This window comes from Micromonospora sp. URMC 105, assembly GCF_051386295.1.
Classification (GTDB): domain Bacteria; phylum Actinomycetota; class Actinomycetes; order Mycobacteriales; family Micromonosporaceae; genus Micromonospora.
Window position 1 is genome coordinate 17,085 of record NZ_JBPQTL010000008.1, and the last position, 16,326, is coordinate 33,410.

Consider the following 16,326-nt stretch of genomic DNA (forward strand, 5'->3'; position numbering starts at 1 on the left):
TCGGTAGTCGTTGATGTCTTTCCAGACGCCACCTCGGGATCGCCGGGTTGCCGCCCAGCGGGCGATGTGCCCGGCACGTTTCGGCAGCGACCCGGGTAATGACGTCGCCCACCCCGCTGCGCCGGTCGTACGCTGCCCGGATGCTGCTACGTACGTCGACCCTGCTGCTGCGGACCCTGCGCGAGGACCCGGCGGACGCGGAGGTGCCGAGCCACCGGCTCCTGCTGCGCGCCGGCTACGTTCGCCGCGCCGCGCCGGGCGGGTACACCTGGCTGCCGCTGGGCAAGCTCGTGCTGGACCGGGTCACCGAGGTCGTCCGGTCGGAGATGACCGCCATCGGGGACCAGGAGGTGCACTTTCCGGCGCTGCTGCCGGCGGAGCCCTACCGGACCAGCGGCCGGTGGACGGAGTACGGCGACGACATCTTCACCCTGGCCGACCGCAAGGGCGCGGAGCACCTGCTCGCCCCGACGCACGAGGAGATGGCCGCCCTGCTGGTGAAGGACCTCTTCACCTCGTACCGGGACTTCCCGGTGACGCTGTTCCAGATCCAGACGAAGTTCCGCGACGAGGCCCGGCCCCGGGCCGGCCTGCTGCGCGGGCGCGAGTTCCTGATGAAGGACGCCTACTCGTTCGACCTCGACGAGGCCGGGCTGGCGGAGTCGTACGAGCGGCACCGGGCGGCGTACCGACGGGTCTTCGACCGGCTGGGGCTGGACTACACGGTGGTGCGGGCGATGTCCGGGGCGATGGGCGGTTCCGCGTCGGAGGAGTTCCTGGCCGCGACGCCGGTCGGCGAGGACACCTTCGTCGGCTGCACGGCCTGCGACTACGCGGCGAACACCGAGGCGGTGACCACGCGCGCCCCGGCCGCCGGCGACCCGGACGCGCACCCGGCCGGCGAGGTGCACGACACCCCGGAGACGCCCACCATCGCCTCGCTGGTGGAGCTGGCGAACGCCCGCCGGCTGGCCGGCCGGGACGACTGGACCGCCGCCGACACCCTGAAGAACGTCGTGCTGAACGTGCGCCGGCCGGGCGCCGAGTCGCCGGACCTGCTGGTCATCGGGCTGCCCGGCGACCGAGAGGTGGACCTGAAGCGGGTCGAGGCGGCGCTGGCCCCGGCCACCGTGACGGTCTTCGACGGCTGGGCGGAGCGCCCCGAACTGGTGCGCGGCTACATCGGACCGCAGATCATGGCCAAGCTCGGCGTCCGCTACCTGGTCGACCCGCGGGTGGTCACCGGCACCGCCTGGCTGACCGGCGCGAACGAGCCGGGCCGGCACGCCACCGACGTGGTCGCCGGCCGGGACTTCACCCCGGACGGCACCATCGAGGCGGCCGAGGTCCGCCCCGGCGACCCCTGCCCGGCCTGCGACACCGGTGAGCTGACCATGCGCCGGGGCATCGAGATCGGGCACATCTTCCAGCTCGGCCGCCGTTACACCGACGCCTTCGCGCTCGACGTGCTCGGCGCGGCGGGCAAGCCGGTCCGGCCGACCATGGGCTGCTACGGCATCGGTGTGTCCCGGGCGGTGGCCGCGATCGCCGAACAGCACCACGACGAGAAGGGGCTGGTCTGGCCGGCGGCGATCGCGCCGGTCGACGTACACCTGATCGCCGCCGGCAAGGGGCCGCAGCTCGACGCGGCGCTCGACCTCGGCGGGCGGCTCTCCGCCGCCGGCCTGCGGGTGCTGGTCGACGACCGGGTGAACGTCTCCGCCGGGGTGAAGTTCACCGACGCGGAGCTGATCGGCATCCCCCGCGCCGTCGTGGTCGGCCGCCGTCTCGCCGACGGGTACGTCGAGCTGCGCGACCGAGCCGGCGGGGAGCGGGTGGAACTGCCGGTGGACGGTCTGGTCGAGCGGCTCGCCGACGAGGTGGGCGCAGCGCTGCGCAACCGGGTGTAGCGGGCGCGCCACGGGGTACCGCTGCGGGATCGACTACGGGGTTTTTCGGAGGCTCTCATGTACCGGGTCAGTGACGTGATGACGAAGCAGGTGGTCTACCTGTCGACGGAGACCACCCTGGACGAGGCGGCCAGGGTGATGAAGGAGGCGGACATCGGCGACGTGGTGGTCACCGACGGCGCCACCCTCGCCGGCGTGCTGACCGACCGCGACATCGTGGTGCGGGCGGTCGCCGAGCGCAGCGATCCGTCGACCACCACCATCGGTTCGATCATCACCCGCGAGGTGGTGATGATCGAGCAGCACTCCACCGCCTCGGAGGCGGCGTCGCTGATGCGCGAGCGCAACATCCGGCGGGTGCTGGTCTGCGACAACGAGCGCAAGCTGGTGGGCATCGTCTCCCTGGGCGACCTGGCCATGCAGCTCGACCCGACCTCGGCGCTGGCCGACATCAGCGAGGCGGCGCCGAACGCCTGACCCCGTCGACCCGGTGCGCCCGCCCGAGCGGCGGCACCGGGTCGATGGGCGTCGTCACGGCCGATCCGCCGAGCGCCGAGGGTGCCGGGCGGGCGGCGGTAGCCTGACGGGATGCCCGAGATGCCGACGAAGCTGGCCGAGATCGTCGAGGAGTTCGCCGCCGCGCCCCGCGACGTGGTGCTGGAGATGCTGCTCGAATACGCCGACGTCATCCCGCCGCTGCCGCCCGGGGTGGACCGCGAGGGCATGGAGCAGGTGCCCGAGTGCCAGACCTCGTTCTTCCTCCGGGCCGAGGTCAACCCGGACCGGACGGTGAGCACGATCTTCGACTGCCCGCCGGAGGCGCCGACCACCCGGGCCTTCGCCGGCATCCTCGCCGAGGGGCTGGACGGGGCGAGCGCCGACCAGGTGCTGGCCGTGCCGGACGACCTCTACCAGCGGATGGGGCTGGCCCAGGCGATCAGCCCGCTGCGGGTGCGCGGCGGGACGGCCATCCTGGCCCGGCTCAAGCGCCAGGTCCGGGAACAAGCCGGCTGAGCTGGGTGTTCCCCCCGGTTATGGAGATCGAGATCTACGCCGACGTGGTCTGCCCCTGGTGCTGGATCGGCAAGCGCCGACTGGAGCAGGCGTTGGCGTCGTACGGCGGTGACGTGACCGTCCGCTACCGCCCCTTCCAGCTCGACCCCACGCCGGTGACCGAGCCGAGGCCGCTGGTCGAGGCGATGGCCGCGAAGTTCGGTGGCCGCGAGCGGGCGGAGTCGATGTTCGCCCAGGTCACGCAGGTCGCCGCCGGGGTGGGGCTGGACATGCGCTTCGACCGCGCGGTGCAGGCCAACACCTTCGAGGCGCACCGGCTGATCCGGTTCGCCACCGAGCGGGGACTGGCCGAGGAGACGGTCGAGGCGCTCTACGCGGCGCACTTCACCGACGGGGTGGACCTCGGCTCGCGGGACGCGCTGGTCGAACTGGCCGCCAAGGTCGGCCTCGACGAGGGCGGGGTCCGCGACCACCTCGACTCCCCGGCCGGTCGCCGAGAGGTCGCCGCCGACCTGGCTGCCGCCCAGCAGCTCGGGGTGAGCAGCGTGCCCACCTTCGTGCTGGCCGGCAAGTACGCGGTCACCGGCGCGCAGGAGCCGGAGACGCTGCTGGCCGCACTCTCCGAGGTGGAGCGCCGCGAGTCGGGCGCCTGACCGGCCATCGACGGCCGTGATGTTTCACGTGCAACCACATCGACGGGCGTGACCGTTCAGGCCGGCCGGGCCAGCCCGTCGACCACCCGGGCGCCGGGCAGCGCGCCGAGCGCCGGGCCGGGGAGCGCGATCTTGCTGTGCCGCACCCCGGACCCGATGATCACGTGCGGGGTGGCGATCACCCGGGCGTCGACCAGGATCGGCCAGTTCTCCGGCAGGCCGATCGGGGTGATCCCGCCGTACTCCATGCCGGTCAGCTCGACCGCGTCGGCCATCGGGGCGAAGCTCGCCTTGCGGACGTCGAGCGCCCGCCGGACCACGCCGTTGACGTCCGCCCGGGTGGTGGCGAGCACGATGCAGGCGGCGTAGCGGATCTCCCCCTCGCGCTTGCCGGCGACCACCACGCAGTTCGCCGACACGTCCAGCCTCACCTCGTACGCCGCGCAGAAGGCGGCGGTGTCGGCGAGCGTCGCGTCGATCGGGGCGACCAGCACGTCGTCGGCGTCCACCGGGGCCTCGAGCGGCCACTGCTCCAGCGCGGCGGCGACCGGCGGTGCCAGCAGGTCGAGTCGGGCACGGGCCGGTTCGGTCTTCAGCGTCCCCATCACGGTTGCGATCCTCGCACCCGCGGCCCCGATCCGCCCGTCGGCGCCCTGCCCCGCCCCGCCCTGCCCCGCCCTGCCGGCCCGGGCTGAGCGCCCCCGTTTGCGGCGTGTCGGGGTGTCCCCCGCTGCCGAAGCCCCGACACGCCGCAGATGGGGGCCGCCGACGCGGTCAGTTGCCGCTGAGGAAGGCGTTCTCGCGCATGAAGGCCCGGTCGTCGGCGGAGGCCGAGCGAGCCACCCGCTGCACCTGCGGCCGGTGGCTCTCCAGGTCCTCCATGCCGTGCCGGACGGCCAGCCGGATCACGCCGTAGAGGAAGACGAACCCGAAGACGTAGAGGATGACGGTGGCGATGACGGTGAACATGGCGCCACGGTAAGGCGAACGTGAACGGGGAGAGCTTTCATTTCCGGTCGGTTCCCCCGTACGTGTCCGCCAGGTGGTCCGCCCAGGTCCGCCGGCCCGTCGGGGTGGCGGTGGTGGTCAGCCCGCCCGCGCGCAGCGCGCTGCCCAGCCGGCCGGGAATCCGCACCGGCAGCAACGGACGGCGCGAGCCCCGGGCCGCCCGCCAGGCGCGTACCGCCTCGTCGAAGCGGAGCACCTGCGGGCCGCCGTACTCCTCGATGTCGTTTAGCGGGCCGGCGGTGAGCCGTTCGCTGAGCCGGCCGGCGACCTCGTGCTGGTCGACCGGCTGGGCGAGCACCGCCGGGTCACCGATCACCGGGCCGAGCCGGCTCGCCGTCCGCAGCATCGCGTCGAGGAACGGCGGGAACTGGGTGGCCCGCAGCACCGTCCAGGGCACCGGACCGGCGGCCACCACCCGCTCGGCCGCCAGCTTGTGCCGGTAGTAGCCCAAGGGCACCCGGTCGACGCCGACGATCGAGACGTACAGCAGATGGGCGACGCCGGCCGCACCGGCCGCGACGGCCAGTTCCCGGCTGCCCAGCACGTCGACCCGGTGGGTACGCCGGCTGTTCGGCAGCGTCGCCAGGTGCAGCACCGCGTCCACGCCGTCCACCGCCTCGGCCAGCCCGGCCCCGGTCTCCACGTCGGCGACCACCCATTCCGCCGCCGGGTCGTGCCGGGGTCGCCGGCTCATCGCCCGTACGGCGAACCCGTCCGCCCGCAGCCGGGGCAGCACCGCCCGCCCGAGGGTGCCACCGGCACCGGTGACCAGCACCTTCATCTTGACTCCTTCCGGTCGACGACTCGACGGGGCGGCCGGGCCGATCGTGACGTCAGGTGAGCAGGTCGACCCCGATCATCAGGATGAAGAAGGCGATCACGACCTCGCTGACGATCCAGGAGTTCCGGGCGGCCCAGTCCCGCATCCTCGGCAGCACCCGCTCGGCACGCCGCCCCATCACCAGCAGCGCCAGCAGGGGCAGGGCGAGCAGCAGCAGGGTGAGCAGGACGAACGGCAGCAGGTGCCACCAGGGCAGCTCCTGCCGGGCGGCGGTCGCCCCCACGGTCGCCATGGTGATGTCGTCGGCGGGCATCACGACGAAGAGCACCAGGCCGAGCCGGAGGCCGTACCCGGGGCCGGCGTGCCGGAGCCGGCTCATCCAGGCCGGTGGGCCGGTCGAGTGCCGGCGCAGGAACACCACGACGGCCAGCGCGACGAGCAGCGCCAGCACCACCCAGTCGATCGTCGTCCGGATCGTTTCGCGGCGGCCACCGCCACCGCCGCCGCCCGCGCCGACGGTCCGGGCGATCAGCCAGGCGATCGTCGTACCGGTGACCACCACGATCGCCGCGCCGGCCAGGAAGCCCAGCGAGGCCTGCCGGGGCCGGTCCCCGGAGGCGAGGAAGACCGCCGCAACCAGCTGCGTGCCGGCCACCATGACCACGGCCAGCGGCAGCACGGTCAGGATGCTCATCGCCTTCCCATCCTCCCGGCCGACCCCGCCGACCAGGGCCGTTTCGCCGCATCACCCTGAGCCGCCGCCTGATGGCGGGTGCCCCGGCTGCCGCCGGACGAGAAGGCCCGGCGGATCATCAGACCCGGCGGGGGTCGGTCAGCGGAGCGCGGCGGCGGGCACCACCCGCCCGGCGAGGAGCAGCCCGAGCAGGCCGCAGGCCGCCGCGACCGCCAGCATCCCGGCGTAGCCGGCCGGACCCGGCGCCGAGCCGGCGGCCAGGACGGTGCCGGTGAGCGCCAGCACCGTGGCGGCGAAGAGCGAGTCGCCCAGTTGCAGCGACGAGCTGTTGCGTCCCTGCTCGGCGGGGGCGGACAGCTCCAGGGTGAGCACCGACAGGGACGGGAAGAGCAGACCCATCCCGGTGCCGGCCACCGCCCAGCCCGCCACCGCGACCGCCACCGGCACGGCCGGCGCGACCGCCAGCGCGACGGTCGCCGTCCCCAGCGTGATGCAGGCCAGCCCGGCCCGGGGGAACGCCGCCGACGAACGGGGCGCCGGCAGCCGGCCCTGCAACCAGGAGCCGGCCGACCAGGACACCGCACCGACGGTGAGCACCAGGCCCGCGGCCGTCGGCGTGAAGCCGCGCTCCCGGGAGAGCATCAGCGGGATCACCACCTCGGCGCCGGTGAACGCCGCCGAGGCCAGGCCGCGCAGCCCGATCACCGTCGGCAGCCCGCGCGCCGCGCGCAGGAAACCCGTCGGCAGCAGCCGGGGCGCGCAGCACGCCAGGCCGACCAGCGCCAGCACCACCAGCGGTACGGCGAGTGCGCCGCGCTGCTGCCCCCCGTGGTGCAGCAGTGCGGCGCTCACCCCCGCCCCGGCCGCCCAGCCGATCCGGGCCAGCGCCCCGGCGGGCGGCCGACCGGCGGCCGGCGCGGGCAGGGTGCGCAGGCCGGAGTGGACCAGCAGCGCCGCCGGCACCGCCACCGCCGGCACGAGGAGGAAGACCCAGCGCCACCCCAGGTGTTCCACGATCAGCCCGGCCACCGCCGGCCCGACCAGCGACGGTACGACCCAGGCGGCGGCGAACGCCGCGAACACCCGCCGCCGCAGCTCCTCCGGGTACGCCTGCCCGACCACCACGTACAGCGCGACGGAGAGCAGCCCGGAGCCGAAACCCTGCACCGCCCGGCCGACGACGAGCTGCCCCATCGCGGTGGCGGTGCCGGCCAGCAGCAGCCCGGCCACGAAGAGCCCGACCCCGCTCCACATCGGCACCCGGGGACCCCGGGCGTCGCACCAGATCCCGGAGAGCACCATCGCGAGCACCCCGGCGGCGAACGTGCCGCCGAAGGCGAGCGCGTACAGGGCGAGACCGTCCAGGGCGCGGGCGACCGTCGGCATCGCGGTGCCCACCGCCAGCGCCTCGAACGCCAGCAGGGAGACCAGGGCGACGCTGCCCACCGTCATCGCCCGCAGGCGCGGGTCGTACAGGCGGGGAGCCGGGGTGACCGGTGTGGTGGCGGTGGCCGTCACCGGCCCGACCGGCCCACGGGAGATGTGCTCGACATGGCCTCAGCCTGCGACCTCAACCCGGGTTGAGGTCAACCGTGAGCCCGGTCTCGTCAGGCCCGGTCCAGCGCCTCGCCGAACCTCTTGGCGGAAACTTCCGCTGTACCGGGGGCATAACGGGAGGCTCGTCGGGAAGCCAGGCCGCCTGACGAGCGCGGGAGGCGAGATGGCGTACGGCAGCAGCGGCGGGCACGGCGGGGAGCGGGGCCGGCGGCACGGCCGTACCGCTAGATGACGGCGCTGGGCCGGGTCGCCGGTCGCGTGCTCCCGCCGGTGCCACCGCTGGTCGCCGACGCGTCCCGCAGCGTCGGTTCGGCCGCGTCGCGGCTGGCCCGCGTGGCCGGCCTGACCGGGCGCCGGGTCTGGTCCCGCGACGGACGGCACCACATCGAGGTGCACGGGGTCTGCCAGGACGGCGGGGACTTGCTGGCCCGGCAGGTCGAGACGGCGCTGGAACGGATGCCCGGGGTGAGCTGGGCCCGGGTCAACGCGCCCTCCGGCCGGGTGGTGGTGGCCGTCGAGGAGCCGAAGCCCCGGCTGGGTGACCTGATCGCCACGGTGGCTCGCACCGAGCGGGTCTGCCCGCACGAACCGGACCCGGACATCCCACCTCCGCACCCGCCGGAGGACGGACCGCGGACACCCCGGACGCTCGGCGCGCTCGCCTCCGACGCGTTCGGCCTGACCATCTCGGCGGCCACCCGGATCCTGCCCCTCACGCCGGTGCCCGGCGAGGTGGCCGGCCTGCTGGGTGCGATCGACCTGCACCCCAAGCTGCACCGGCTGGCCGACCGGGGAATGCCCGCCGACCCCCGCGCCGAGGTGCTCTTCCCGCTGGTCGAGGCGGTGGTCCAGGGCATGACCGGCGGCTGGACGGGCATCGTCCTGGACAGCGTGCAGCGGATCGTGCAGTGGGGTGAGGCGCGGGCGCAGCTCTCCGCCTGGAACAAGGCGGAACCACGGCTGACCGGCGATCCAGAGCGGGCCGTCGCCCGCTCGCCGGACAGCGAACGGGGCCAGCCGAAACCCGACGGCCCCGTCGAGCGGTACAGCAGCTGGGCGCTGGCCGCCGGGGCGGCGGCCGGGGCCGCCGCACTGCCGGTCGTCGGCCGTAAGCGGGCCGCCGCGCTCGCGCTCTCCTCGCTGCCGAGGGCCCCGGGCATCGGCCGTGAGGGGTTCGCCGCCCAACTCGGCCGGATGCTCGCCCGGCGCGGCGTGATCGCCATGGACCGGATGGTGCTGCGCGAACTCGACCGGATCGACACCGTGGTGCTCGACGCGGCCGTGCTCGCCTCGGCGCGGGGCGTGCTCGCCGACCTGGCTCCGCTCGGCGACGCGGCGACCGGCGAGGTGGCCGCCCGCGCGTTCGCGCTCTTCGACCCGGCCGATCCGGACGCCTCGCGGGAGGCGGACGGCTGGCGGCTCGGCCCGCTCGACGGGCTCGACGTCGCCGATCCCGGGGACACGCCGGACAGCCGCCGGCTGCGCGACGGCGGCGGCCGGCTCCTCGGCCTCGCCCACCAGGACACCCTCGCCGCGGTCCTCCGGGTCGAGCCCGAGCCGGCGCCGGGCGTCGAGGCGCTGCCCACCGCCGCCCGGCACGCCGGGCTACGGCTCGTCGTGGGCGGCGACGACCCGCAGCGGTACGCCTTCGCCGATGCCGTGCTGCCCGGCGGTGACCGCCTCGCCGAGTCGGTGCGCACCCTGCAGCGCGACGGCGGGGTGGTGCTGGTGGTGTCCGGGGACCGGGCGGCGCTCGCCGCGTCCGACTGCGGTCTCGGCGTGGCCGACCCGGAGGCGTTGCCGCCCTGGGGCGCCCACCTGCTGGTCGGCACCGACCTGCGAATTCCGGCACTGGTGATCGAGGCGGCCGGGGTGGCCCGCCGGATGACCCGGCAGAACATCCGGCTCGCCGTGGCCGGCGCCGGCTTCGGCGCGTTGGGCGCGCTCACCGCCGAGCGCGAACAGCTCCCCGGCCGGGCCCTGTCGTCGGTGAACGGCGCGGCGGCGCTGGCCTTCGCCCACGGGGTGTGGCGGGCCCACCGGCTGCCCCACCCGGACGGTACGCCCGCTCCGCCCACCACCGCCTGGCACCTGATGCCGGCGGAGACCGTACTGCGGCAGCTCGGCACCACTCCCCGCGGGCTCGGTGAGACCGAGGCGCGCCGCCGGCGGACGGACGGCACGGGCGGGGGACCGGGAGCGGGCGGCGGCCTGCTCCGCGCCTTCGTCGACGAGCTGTCCAACCCGCTCACCCCGGTCCTGGCCGGCGGGGCGGTGCTCTCCACCGCGTTCGGTTCGCCGGTCGACGCCGCCCTGGTCGGTACGGTGGTGGGCGGCTCCGCGCTGATCGGCGCGATCCACCAGCACCACACCGAACGCTCACTCGCCGAGTTGCTGTCCCGCTCGGCGGTGACCGCGCGGGTCCTGCGGGACGGCACCGAGCGGGTGCTCGCCGCCGACGAACTGGTCCCCGGTGACGTGGTCACGCTGGCCACGGGTGACGCGGTGCCGGCCGACTGCCGGGTGCTCACCGCCGACGGCATGGAGGCGGACGAGTCCTCGCTGACCGGGGAGTCGCTGCCGGTGGGCAAGTCCGTCGAGCCGGTGGTCGCCGCCGCCGTGGCGGACCGCCGCTCGATGCTCTACGAGGGCACCACCGTCGCCGCCGGTCACGGCACGGCCGTGGTGGTGGCGACCGGTGCCGCCACCGAGTCCGGCCGGAGCCTCGCGCTGGCCCGGCAGGCTCCGCCGGTCAGCGGGGTGGAAGCCCGGCTCGGCAAGCTGACCAGTGCGGCACTGCCGCTGGCGGCCGGGTCGGCGATCGCGGTGGCCGGGGCGGGACTGCTGCGGGGCGTACCGCTGGCGGAGACGGCGGCGACCGCCGCGAACCTGGCGGTGGCGTCGGTGCCGGAGGGGCTGCCGTTCCTGGTCAGCGCCGCGCAGCTGGCCGCGGCCCGGCGGCTGGCCGAGCACGGCGCGCTGGTCCGCAACCCGCGCACCATCGAGGCGCTGGGCCGGGTCGACGTGCTCTGCTTCGACAAGACCGGCACCCTCACCGAGGGCAGCCTGCGGCTGACGGGCGTCGGCGACGACGGCCGGTACACCCCGGTGGACCGGCTCGACGACGCGCTGCGCCCGATCCTCGCCGCCGCGCTGCGGGCCACCCCGGCCGCGGACGACCCGGACGAGCTGCCCCAGCACACCGACCGGGCGGTACGCCACGGCGCCCGGGAGGCCGGGGTGGTGGAGCAGGTCGGCGCGGACGACTGGGCGGCGGTCGGCGGGCTGCCCTTCGAGCCGTCCCGCGGCTACCACGCCACCGTCGGGCGGACCGGTGACCGGCTGCTGCTCAGCGTGAAGGGGGCACCGGAGACGGTGCTGCCCCGGTGCAGCACCCGGCGGATGGCGGACGGCCGGGAGGTGCGCCTGGACGACAAGGGGCGGGCCGGGCTGCACGGTCTGCTCGCCGATCGGGCCAGGGCCGGTCACCGGATCCTCGCCGTGGCCGAGTGCCGGGTCGGCGCCGAGACGGTCAGCGACGACGAGGTACGCGACCTGGTCTTCGTCGGCTTCCTCGCCCTCGCCGACGGGGTACGCGAGAGCGCCGCCCCCGCCGTACGCCGGATCCGGCAGGCCGGCGTGCACACCATCATGATCACCGGGGACCATCCGGCCACCGCCGAGGCGATCGCCTCGATCATCAGCCCCGACCACGAGGCGCAGCGGGTGGTGACCGCCACCGAACTGGACCGGCTCGACGACGACGCGCTCGGCGAGCGGCTGGCCCGCACCGACGTGGTCGCCCGCTGCACCCCGACGCACAAGGTGCGGATCATCCAGGCGTTGCAGAAGTGCGGCCGTACCGTCGCGATGACCGGCGACGGCGCCAACGACGCCCCGGCGATCCGGCTGGCCGACGTGGGTATCGCCCTCGGTCAGCGGGGCACCCCGGCCGCGCGGGCCGCCGCCGACCTGGTGGTCACCGACGACCGGCTGGAGACCATCATCGCCACCCTGGTCGAGGGGCGGGCGATGTGGTCCTCGGTACGCCACGCGCTGAGCATCCTGGTCGGCGGCAACCTCGGCGAGATCGCGTTCAGCGTGCTGACCGCCGCGGCGACCGGCCGGTCCGCGCTCACCGGTCGGCAGCTGCTCCTGGTCAACCTGCTCACCGACCTGGCGCCGGCGCTGGCCATCGCGGTCCGGCCACCCGGCGCCGACCACGCCGACGGGCTGCTGCGCGAAGGCCCGGACACCTCGCTCGGCGAGACGATGACCCGGGAGATCAGCCTGCGCGCGGGGGCCACCACCCTCGGCGCGACCGCCGGCTGGACGCTGGCCCGGTACACCGGGCGGCGGAAGCGGGCCGGCACGGTGGCGCTGGTGTCGCTGGTCGGCACCCAGCTCGGGCAGACGGTGCTGGCCGGCGGCACCAGCCCGGCGGTGCTCGCCTCCACCGCCGTGTCGCTCGGCGTGCTGGGCACGGTGGTGCAGACGCCGGGGTTGAGCCAGTTCTTCGGTTGCACCCCGCTCGGGCCGGTCGGGTGGGGGATCGCGGCCGGTTCCGCGCTCGGCGCCACCTTCGCCAACGGTGCGCTGACCCGGCTGGTCGAGCGCTTCCCGCCGAGCGGCGACGGAACGTCCGGGGACGGGTCGACCGGGGACGAGACGGCCGGTGACGACGGGGCCGCGCCGGAGGAGACGTCCGGTCGCTAGGGCGGCGGGCCGCATGGCCGCGCCCGTCGGCGGGTACGGGCCGGGTGGAGGTGGACACGTGGAGACGGATCAGCCGAACGTGACGTTCATCGGCACCGCGACGACGGTGCTGCGGATCGGGGGATTCACCCTGCTGACCGATCCGAACTTCCTGCACCGGGGCCAGCGGGCGTACCTGGGCAAGGGGATGTGGTCCCGGCGCAGCACCGAGCCGGCGCTGACCATCCCCGAACTGCCCGCCCTGGACGCGGTGGTCCTGTCCCACCTGCACGGTGACCACTTCGACCGGGTGGCCCGCCGGGGACTCGACCGGGAACTGCCGATCATCACCACCCGGCAGGCCGAACGGAAGCTGCGCCGCTGGGGATTCCGGGCCGCCGAGGGACTGCCCACGTGGCGCTCCCGGGAGCTGCACCGGGGCCCCGCCACGCTGCGGCTGACCTCCTTGCCCGGCCAGCACGGCCCCGGGGTCATGGACCGGCTGCTGCCCGACGTGATGGGCACGATGATCGACCTGGAACGCGACGGGACGCGCCGGTTCCGCCTCTACGTCACCGGGGACACCCTGCGCCGCCCGCAACTGGCCGAGATCCCGCAGCGGTTCCCGGACATCGACGCGATGCTGATCCACCTCGGCGGCACCCGGATCGCCGGCATCCTGCTCACCATGGACGCGAAACAGGGCGCGGACCTGGTCGAGCTGGTCCGGCCGAAGCTGACCGTGCCGATCCACTACGACGACTACCCGGTGTTCCGGTCGCCGCTGCGGCACTTCGTCGAGGAGGCGAAGCGGCGGGGCCTGATCTCCGGCGTACGGACGATCCTGCGGGGCGAGACCGTGCCGCTGACCGTCTGAGCCGCCCCTCGTACGCCGATCGCCGCCGCCCGGCGCGGAGCCGGGACGGCGGCGATCGACGGTGCGGGACCGGTCAGGAGCGCTCGGAGATGGCCTCGATCAGGTCGCCCACCGGGCGCTCCGGCAGCGACCGGGCCACGTCGGCCACGGCCACGATGCCGACGAGCTCGTGCCCGTCGATCACCGGCAGCCGGCGGACCTTGTGCTGACCCATCGTGCGCAGGATCTCCGCGGCGTCGTCGTCGGCGCCGATGGTCACCGCCTCGCCCTGGGCGAGTTCACCGGCGGTCACGTTGGCCGGGTCCTTGCCCTGCGCGAGGACCTTGACCACGATGTCGCGGTCGGTGAGCATGCCCTTCAGCTTGTTGTCGTCGCCGCAGATCGGCAGCGCGCCGACGCCCAGGTCGGCCATCCGCTTGGCGGCGGCCCGCAGGTCGTCCTGCTCGCGGACGCAGGTCACGTCGTGGGTCATGATGTCGCGTGCGGTCGGCATGGTGACACCTCGCTTTCCGGGGGTTGGTAGCTGAATCGGTACCCTCGGTCCGCCCGGCCATGCATCCGACCCTCAGCCGGCCGCGTCCCAGGTGGCGGCGGCGCGGCGCAGCCGGTCGTTGATCGCGCGGCCCACCCCGGCGTCGGGGGCCGCCTCCGCCAGGATCTCGGTCACCCCGGCCGCGTCGAGCCGGTGCAGCGCGTCGAAGAGCCGGGCGGCGGCCTCCGTCACGTCCCCGGCGGGCGAGAGCACCTCGACCGCCGCGTACCCGTCGGCCGGCCGCTCCCGGAAGGCCAGGAAGCCGCGCCGGCCGCCGTCGGCGGGCGCCGGCTGCGCCCCGGCCACCACCCGCAACGGGGTACGCGGCGCGTAGTGCGCCGCCAGCGTCCCGGGCGCCACCGGCTGGCCCGAACTGCCCGGCCGTACGCTCACCGGCCCGACCGCCTCGATCAGTTCCTCCAGGGCGAGCGCACCGAGCCGCAGCACCACCGGCTGGGCGCCCCGCGCGTCCACGATGGTCGACTCGATTCCGCAGCGCGTCGGCCCGCCGTCGAGCACCACGTCCACCGCCGCGCCCAGTCCCTTGACCACGTGTTCGGCGCGGGTCGGGCTAAGCTGCCCGAACCGGTTGGCGCTGGGGGCCGCCACCGGCACCCCGGCGGCCCGGATCAGGGCGCGGGCGGACGGCTCGTCCGGCACCCGGACGGCCATGGTGTCCAGCCCCGAGGTGACGATCGGCGGAATCTCGGCGGGCCGGTCCACGATCAGGGTGAGCGGCCCCGGCCAGAACCGCTCGGCCAGCGCGGCCACCGCCGGGGGCACCGGCCCGACCAGCTTCTCCAGGTCGGCGGCGTCGGCCAGGTGGGTGATCAGCGGGTCGAAGCTGGGCCGGGCCTTGGCCTCGAAGATCCGGGCGGCGGGGCGGGCGTCCAGCGCGTTCGCGCCGAGGCCGTAGACGGTCTCGGTGGGGAAGGCCACCAGCCCACCGTCGCGCAGGACGGCGGCGGCCTCGGCGATGCCGCTGTCGGCGGGCAGGACGCGTGGGGATCCGGTGCTCACGCCTCGACGCTAGCCTGCCGGTCTCCCGGCCGGCCGCACGGATGTCGCACCGGTGGGCCTTGTCTTGCCGGTGGCGGTCCCGCAGGGTCTGTTGGCTCATCGGGCCCGGATCGGGAGACGCGGCCGGTCAGCTACGCCGACGCATCATCGCAATCCCCACTGACCACGGATTGCTCATAGGCCCAAGGGGACTTTGGAAGCTCGCTTGTTCGAATGGAAAGGGGAATGCCCCGCTCCTTTCCACTTTCAGAATATAGCGCAGTGGGGGTCTTGCGGCAAGACCGGGGTGGTGCCGCAGAATCGTCGGCCGAGGCCACGACCTGCGGAAACGGAAGTCACTAAATGCGAGTGTTGTTGTCGACGTATGGTTCGCGCGGCGATGTCGAACCGCTGGCGGGACTCGCGGTGCGATTGCGGGAACTCGGCGCGGAGGTGCGGGTGTGCGCGCCGCCGGACGAGGAGTTCGCGGTGCTGCTGGCCGGTGTCGGCGTGCCGCTGGTGCCGTTCGGCCCGTCGGTGCGCGCGCTGGTGACCGGCATGGCGGCGCGGTCCGCGCCGGACCCGTTCCGGCTCGCGGCCGAGTTGGTCGCCGCGCGCTTCGACACGCTCGCCGCGGCGGCCGAGGGATGTGACGCGCTGGTCGCGACCGGACTGATGCCGGCCGGGGCACGGTCGGTGGCCGAGAAACTCGGCATCCGCTACGTATACGCGTGCTTCCAACCGTTCGAACTGCCGTCGCCGCACTACCCGCCGCCGCCGCGGCCGGGCCGGCCGTTCCCGGCCGACGTGACCGACAACCGGGTGCTGTGGAACCTGGACGCCGAGCGCGTGAACGCGCTGTACCGCGCGGCACACGACGGCCACCGGGCGTCGATCGGCCTGCCACCGGTGGACAACGTCCGTGACCACGTCTTCACCGACCAGCCGTGGCTGGCGGCAGACCCGGCCCTGTGCCCGTGGCAGGGCCGGACAAGCCTCGACGTCGTACAGACCGGGGCGTGGATCCTGCCCGACGAACGCCCGCTCCCGGCCGAGGTGGAGGCGTTCCTGGACGCCGGCGCACCCCCGGTGTACGTGGGCTTCGGCAGCATGCCCATGCGCGCCTCGACGGACGTCGCCCAGGTGGCCATCGAGGCGATCCGCGCACAGGGCCGCCGCGTACTCGTCGGGCGCGGCTGGGCGGACCTGGCCCGGATCGACGACCGGGACGACTGCCTCGCGGTCGGCGAGATCAACCAGCAGGCGCTGTTCGGCCGGGTGGCCGCCGTCGTGCACCACGGCGGCGCGGGCACCACGACGGCGGCCGCCCGGGCCGGCGCGCCCCAGGTGGTGGTACCCCAGATCGTGGACCAGCCGTACTGGGCCGGCCGGGTGGCCGAGCTGGGCATCGGCGCGGCACACGACGGTCCGACTCCGACCCTCGACTCGCTGTCGGCCGCGCTCGGGACGGCCCTGACCCCCGAGACGCGAGCACGAGCGAAGGCCGTCGCCGGCACGATCCGCACCGACGGGGCGACGGTGGCCGCGGAACTGCTGCTCGAAGCGGTCAGCCGGGAGAAGCCGCCGGTGTCCGCGTGAACACGCG

Annotated in this window: 14 protein-coding genes; 7 read left to right on the forward strand and 7 right to left on the reverse strand. The window is 74.9% G+C overall.

Features of this window, described 5'->3' with window-relative positions; all coding sequences use genetic code 11:
• Positions 1-140 precede the first annotated feature (140 nt).
• The 4 genes from ACSNN7_RS04775 to ACSNN7_RS04790 all read left to right on the forward strand — a co-directional run bounded on the left by ACSNN7_RS04775 (position 141) and on the right by ACSNN7_RS04790 (position 3,577).
• Complete coding sequence (locus ACSNN7_RS04775) at positions 141-1,910, forward strand: proline--tRNA ligase (protein ID WP_436679416.1); 1,770 nt, start codon at positions 141-143, stop codon at positions 1,908-1,910.
• A 57-nt stretch (positions 1,911-1,967) separates the two neighbouring features.
• Entirely contained in the window at positions 1,968-2,387 is a 420-nt protein-coding gene (locus ACSNN7_RS04780) for a CBS domain-containing protein (RefSeq protein WP_436679417.1), read from the forward strand.
• 111 nt (positions 2,388-2,498) lie between these two features.
• Positions 2,499-2,924, forward strand: coding sequence for a SufE family protein (locus ACSNN7_RS04785; RefSeq protein ID WP_436679418.1), 426 nt, complete (start codon positions 2,499-2,501; stop codon positions 2,922-2,924).
• 20 nt (positions 2,925-2,944) lie between these two features.
• A complete protein-coding gene (locus ACSNN7_RS04790; protein ID WP_436679477.1) occupies positions 2,945-3,577 on the forward strand; it encodes a DsbA family oxidoreductase in 633 nt (210 codons plus the stop codon).
• Between the two features lie 56 nt (positions 3,578-3,633).
• Here ACSNN7_RS04790 and ACSNN7_RS04795 read toward each other — a convergent pair whose 3' ends face one another.
• The 5 genes from ACSNN7_RS04795 to ACSNN7_RS04815 all read right to left on the reverse strand — a co-directional run bounded on the left by ACSNN7_RS04795 (position 3,634) and on the right by ACSNN7_RS04815 (position 7,578).
• Complete coding sequence (locus ACSNN7_RS04795) at positions 3,634-4,182, reverse strand: YbaK/EbsC family protein (RefSeq protein WP_436679478.1); 549 nt, start codon at positions 4,180-4,182, stop codon at positions 3,634-3,636.
• Positions 4,183-4,351: 169 nt separating this feature from the next.
• Positions 4,352-4,546, reverse strand: a complete 195-nt coding sequence (locus ACSNN7_RS04800; RefSeq protein ID WP_436679419.1) for a hypothetical protein — start codon at positions 4,544-4,546, stop codon at positions 4,352-4,354.
• 37 nt (positions 4,547-4,583) lie between these two features.
• Positions 4,584-5,366, reverse strand: coding sequence for an SDR family oxidoreductase (locus ACSNN7_RS04805; protein ID WP_436679421.1), 783 nt, complete (start codon positions 5,364-5,366; stop codon positions 4,584-4,586).
• A 52-nt stretch (positions 5,367-5,418) separates the two neighbouring features.
• The gene (locus ACSNN7_RS04810; RefSeq protein WP_436679422.1) at positions 5,419-6,060 is read right to left on the reverse strand and encodes a GAP family protein; all 642 of its coding nucleotides are present in this window, start codon (positions 6,058-6,060) and stop codon (positions 5,419-5,421) included.
• Between the two features lie 138 nt (positions 6,061-6,198).
• The gene (locus ACSNN7_RS04815; protein WP_436679423.1) at positions 6,199-7,578 is read right to left on the reverse strand and encodes an MFS transporter; all 1,380 of its coding nucleotides are present in this window, start codon (positions 7,576-7,578) and stop codon (positions 6,199-6,201) included.
• A gap of 267 nt (positions 7,579-7,845) precedes the next feature.
• Here ACSNN7_RS04815 and ACSNN7_RS04820 point away from each other — a divergent pair, with 267 nt between their 5' ends.
• Complete coding sequence (locus ACSNN7_RS04820; protein WP_436679424.1) at positions 7,846-12,333, forward strand: HAD-IC family P-type ATPase; 4,488 nt, start codon at positions 7,846-7,848, stop codon at positions 12,331-12,333.
• A gap of 58 nt (positions 12,334-12,391) precedes the next feature.
• On the forward strand, positions 12,392-13,189 hold the full coding sequence (locus tag ACSNN7_RS04825) for an MBL fold metallo-hydrolase (protein ID WP_436679425.1): 798 nt from the start codon (positions 12,392-12,394) through the stop codon (positions 13,187-13,189).
• Between the two features lie 73 nt (positions 13,190-13,262).
• Here ACSNN7_RS04825 and ACSNN7_RS04830 read toward each other — a convergent pair whose 3' ends face one another.
• Together ACSNN7_RS04830 and ACSNN7_RS04835 are read right to left on the reverse strand one after the other, a co-directional pair.
• Positions 13,263-13,682 (reverse strand): CBS domain-containing protein, encoded by a 420-nt coding sequence (locus tag ACSNN7_RS04830; protein ID WP_436679426.1) that lies wholly within the window; start codon positions 13,680-13,682, stop codon positions 13,263-13,265.
• Between the two features lie 72 nt (positions 13,683-13,754).
• A complete protein-coding gene (locus tag ACSNN7_RS04835; protein WP_436679479.1) occupies positions 13,755-14,717 on the reverse strand; it encodes an L-threonylcarbamoyladenylate synthase in 963 nt (320 codons plus the stop codon).
• Positions 14,718-15,083: 366 nt separating this feature from the next.
• Here ACSNN7_RS04835 and ACSNN7_RS04840 point away from each other — a divergent pair, with 366 nt between their 5' ends.
• Positions 15,084-16,319 carry a glycosyltransferase gene (locus ACSNN7_RS04840; protein WP_436679427.1) on the forward strand — a complete coding sequence of 412 codons (1,236 nt, stop codon included), beginning with the start codon at positions 15,084-15,086 and terminating at the stop codon, positions 16,317-16,319.
• Positions 16,320-16,326: the final 7 nt, after the last annotated feature.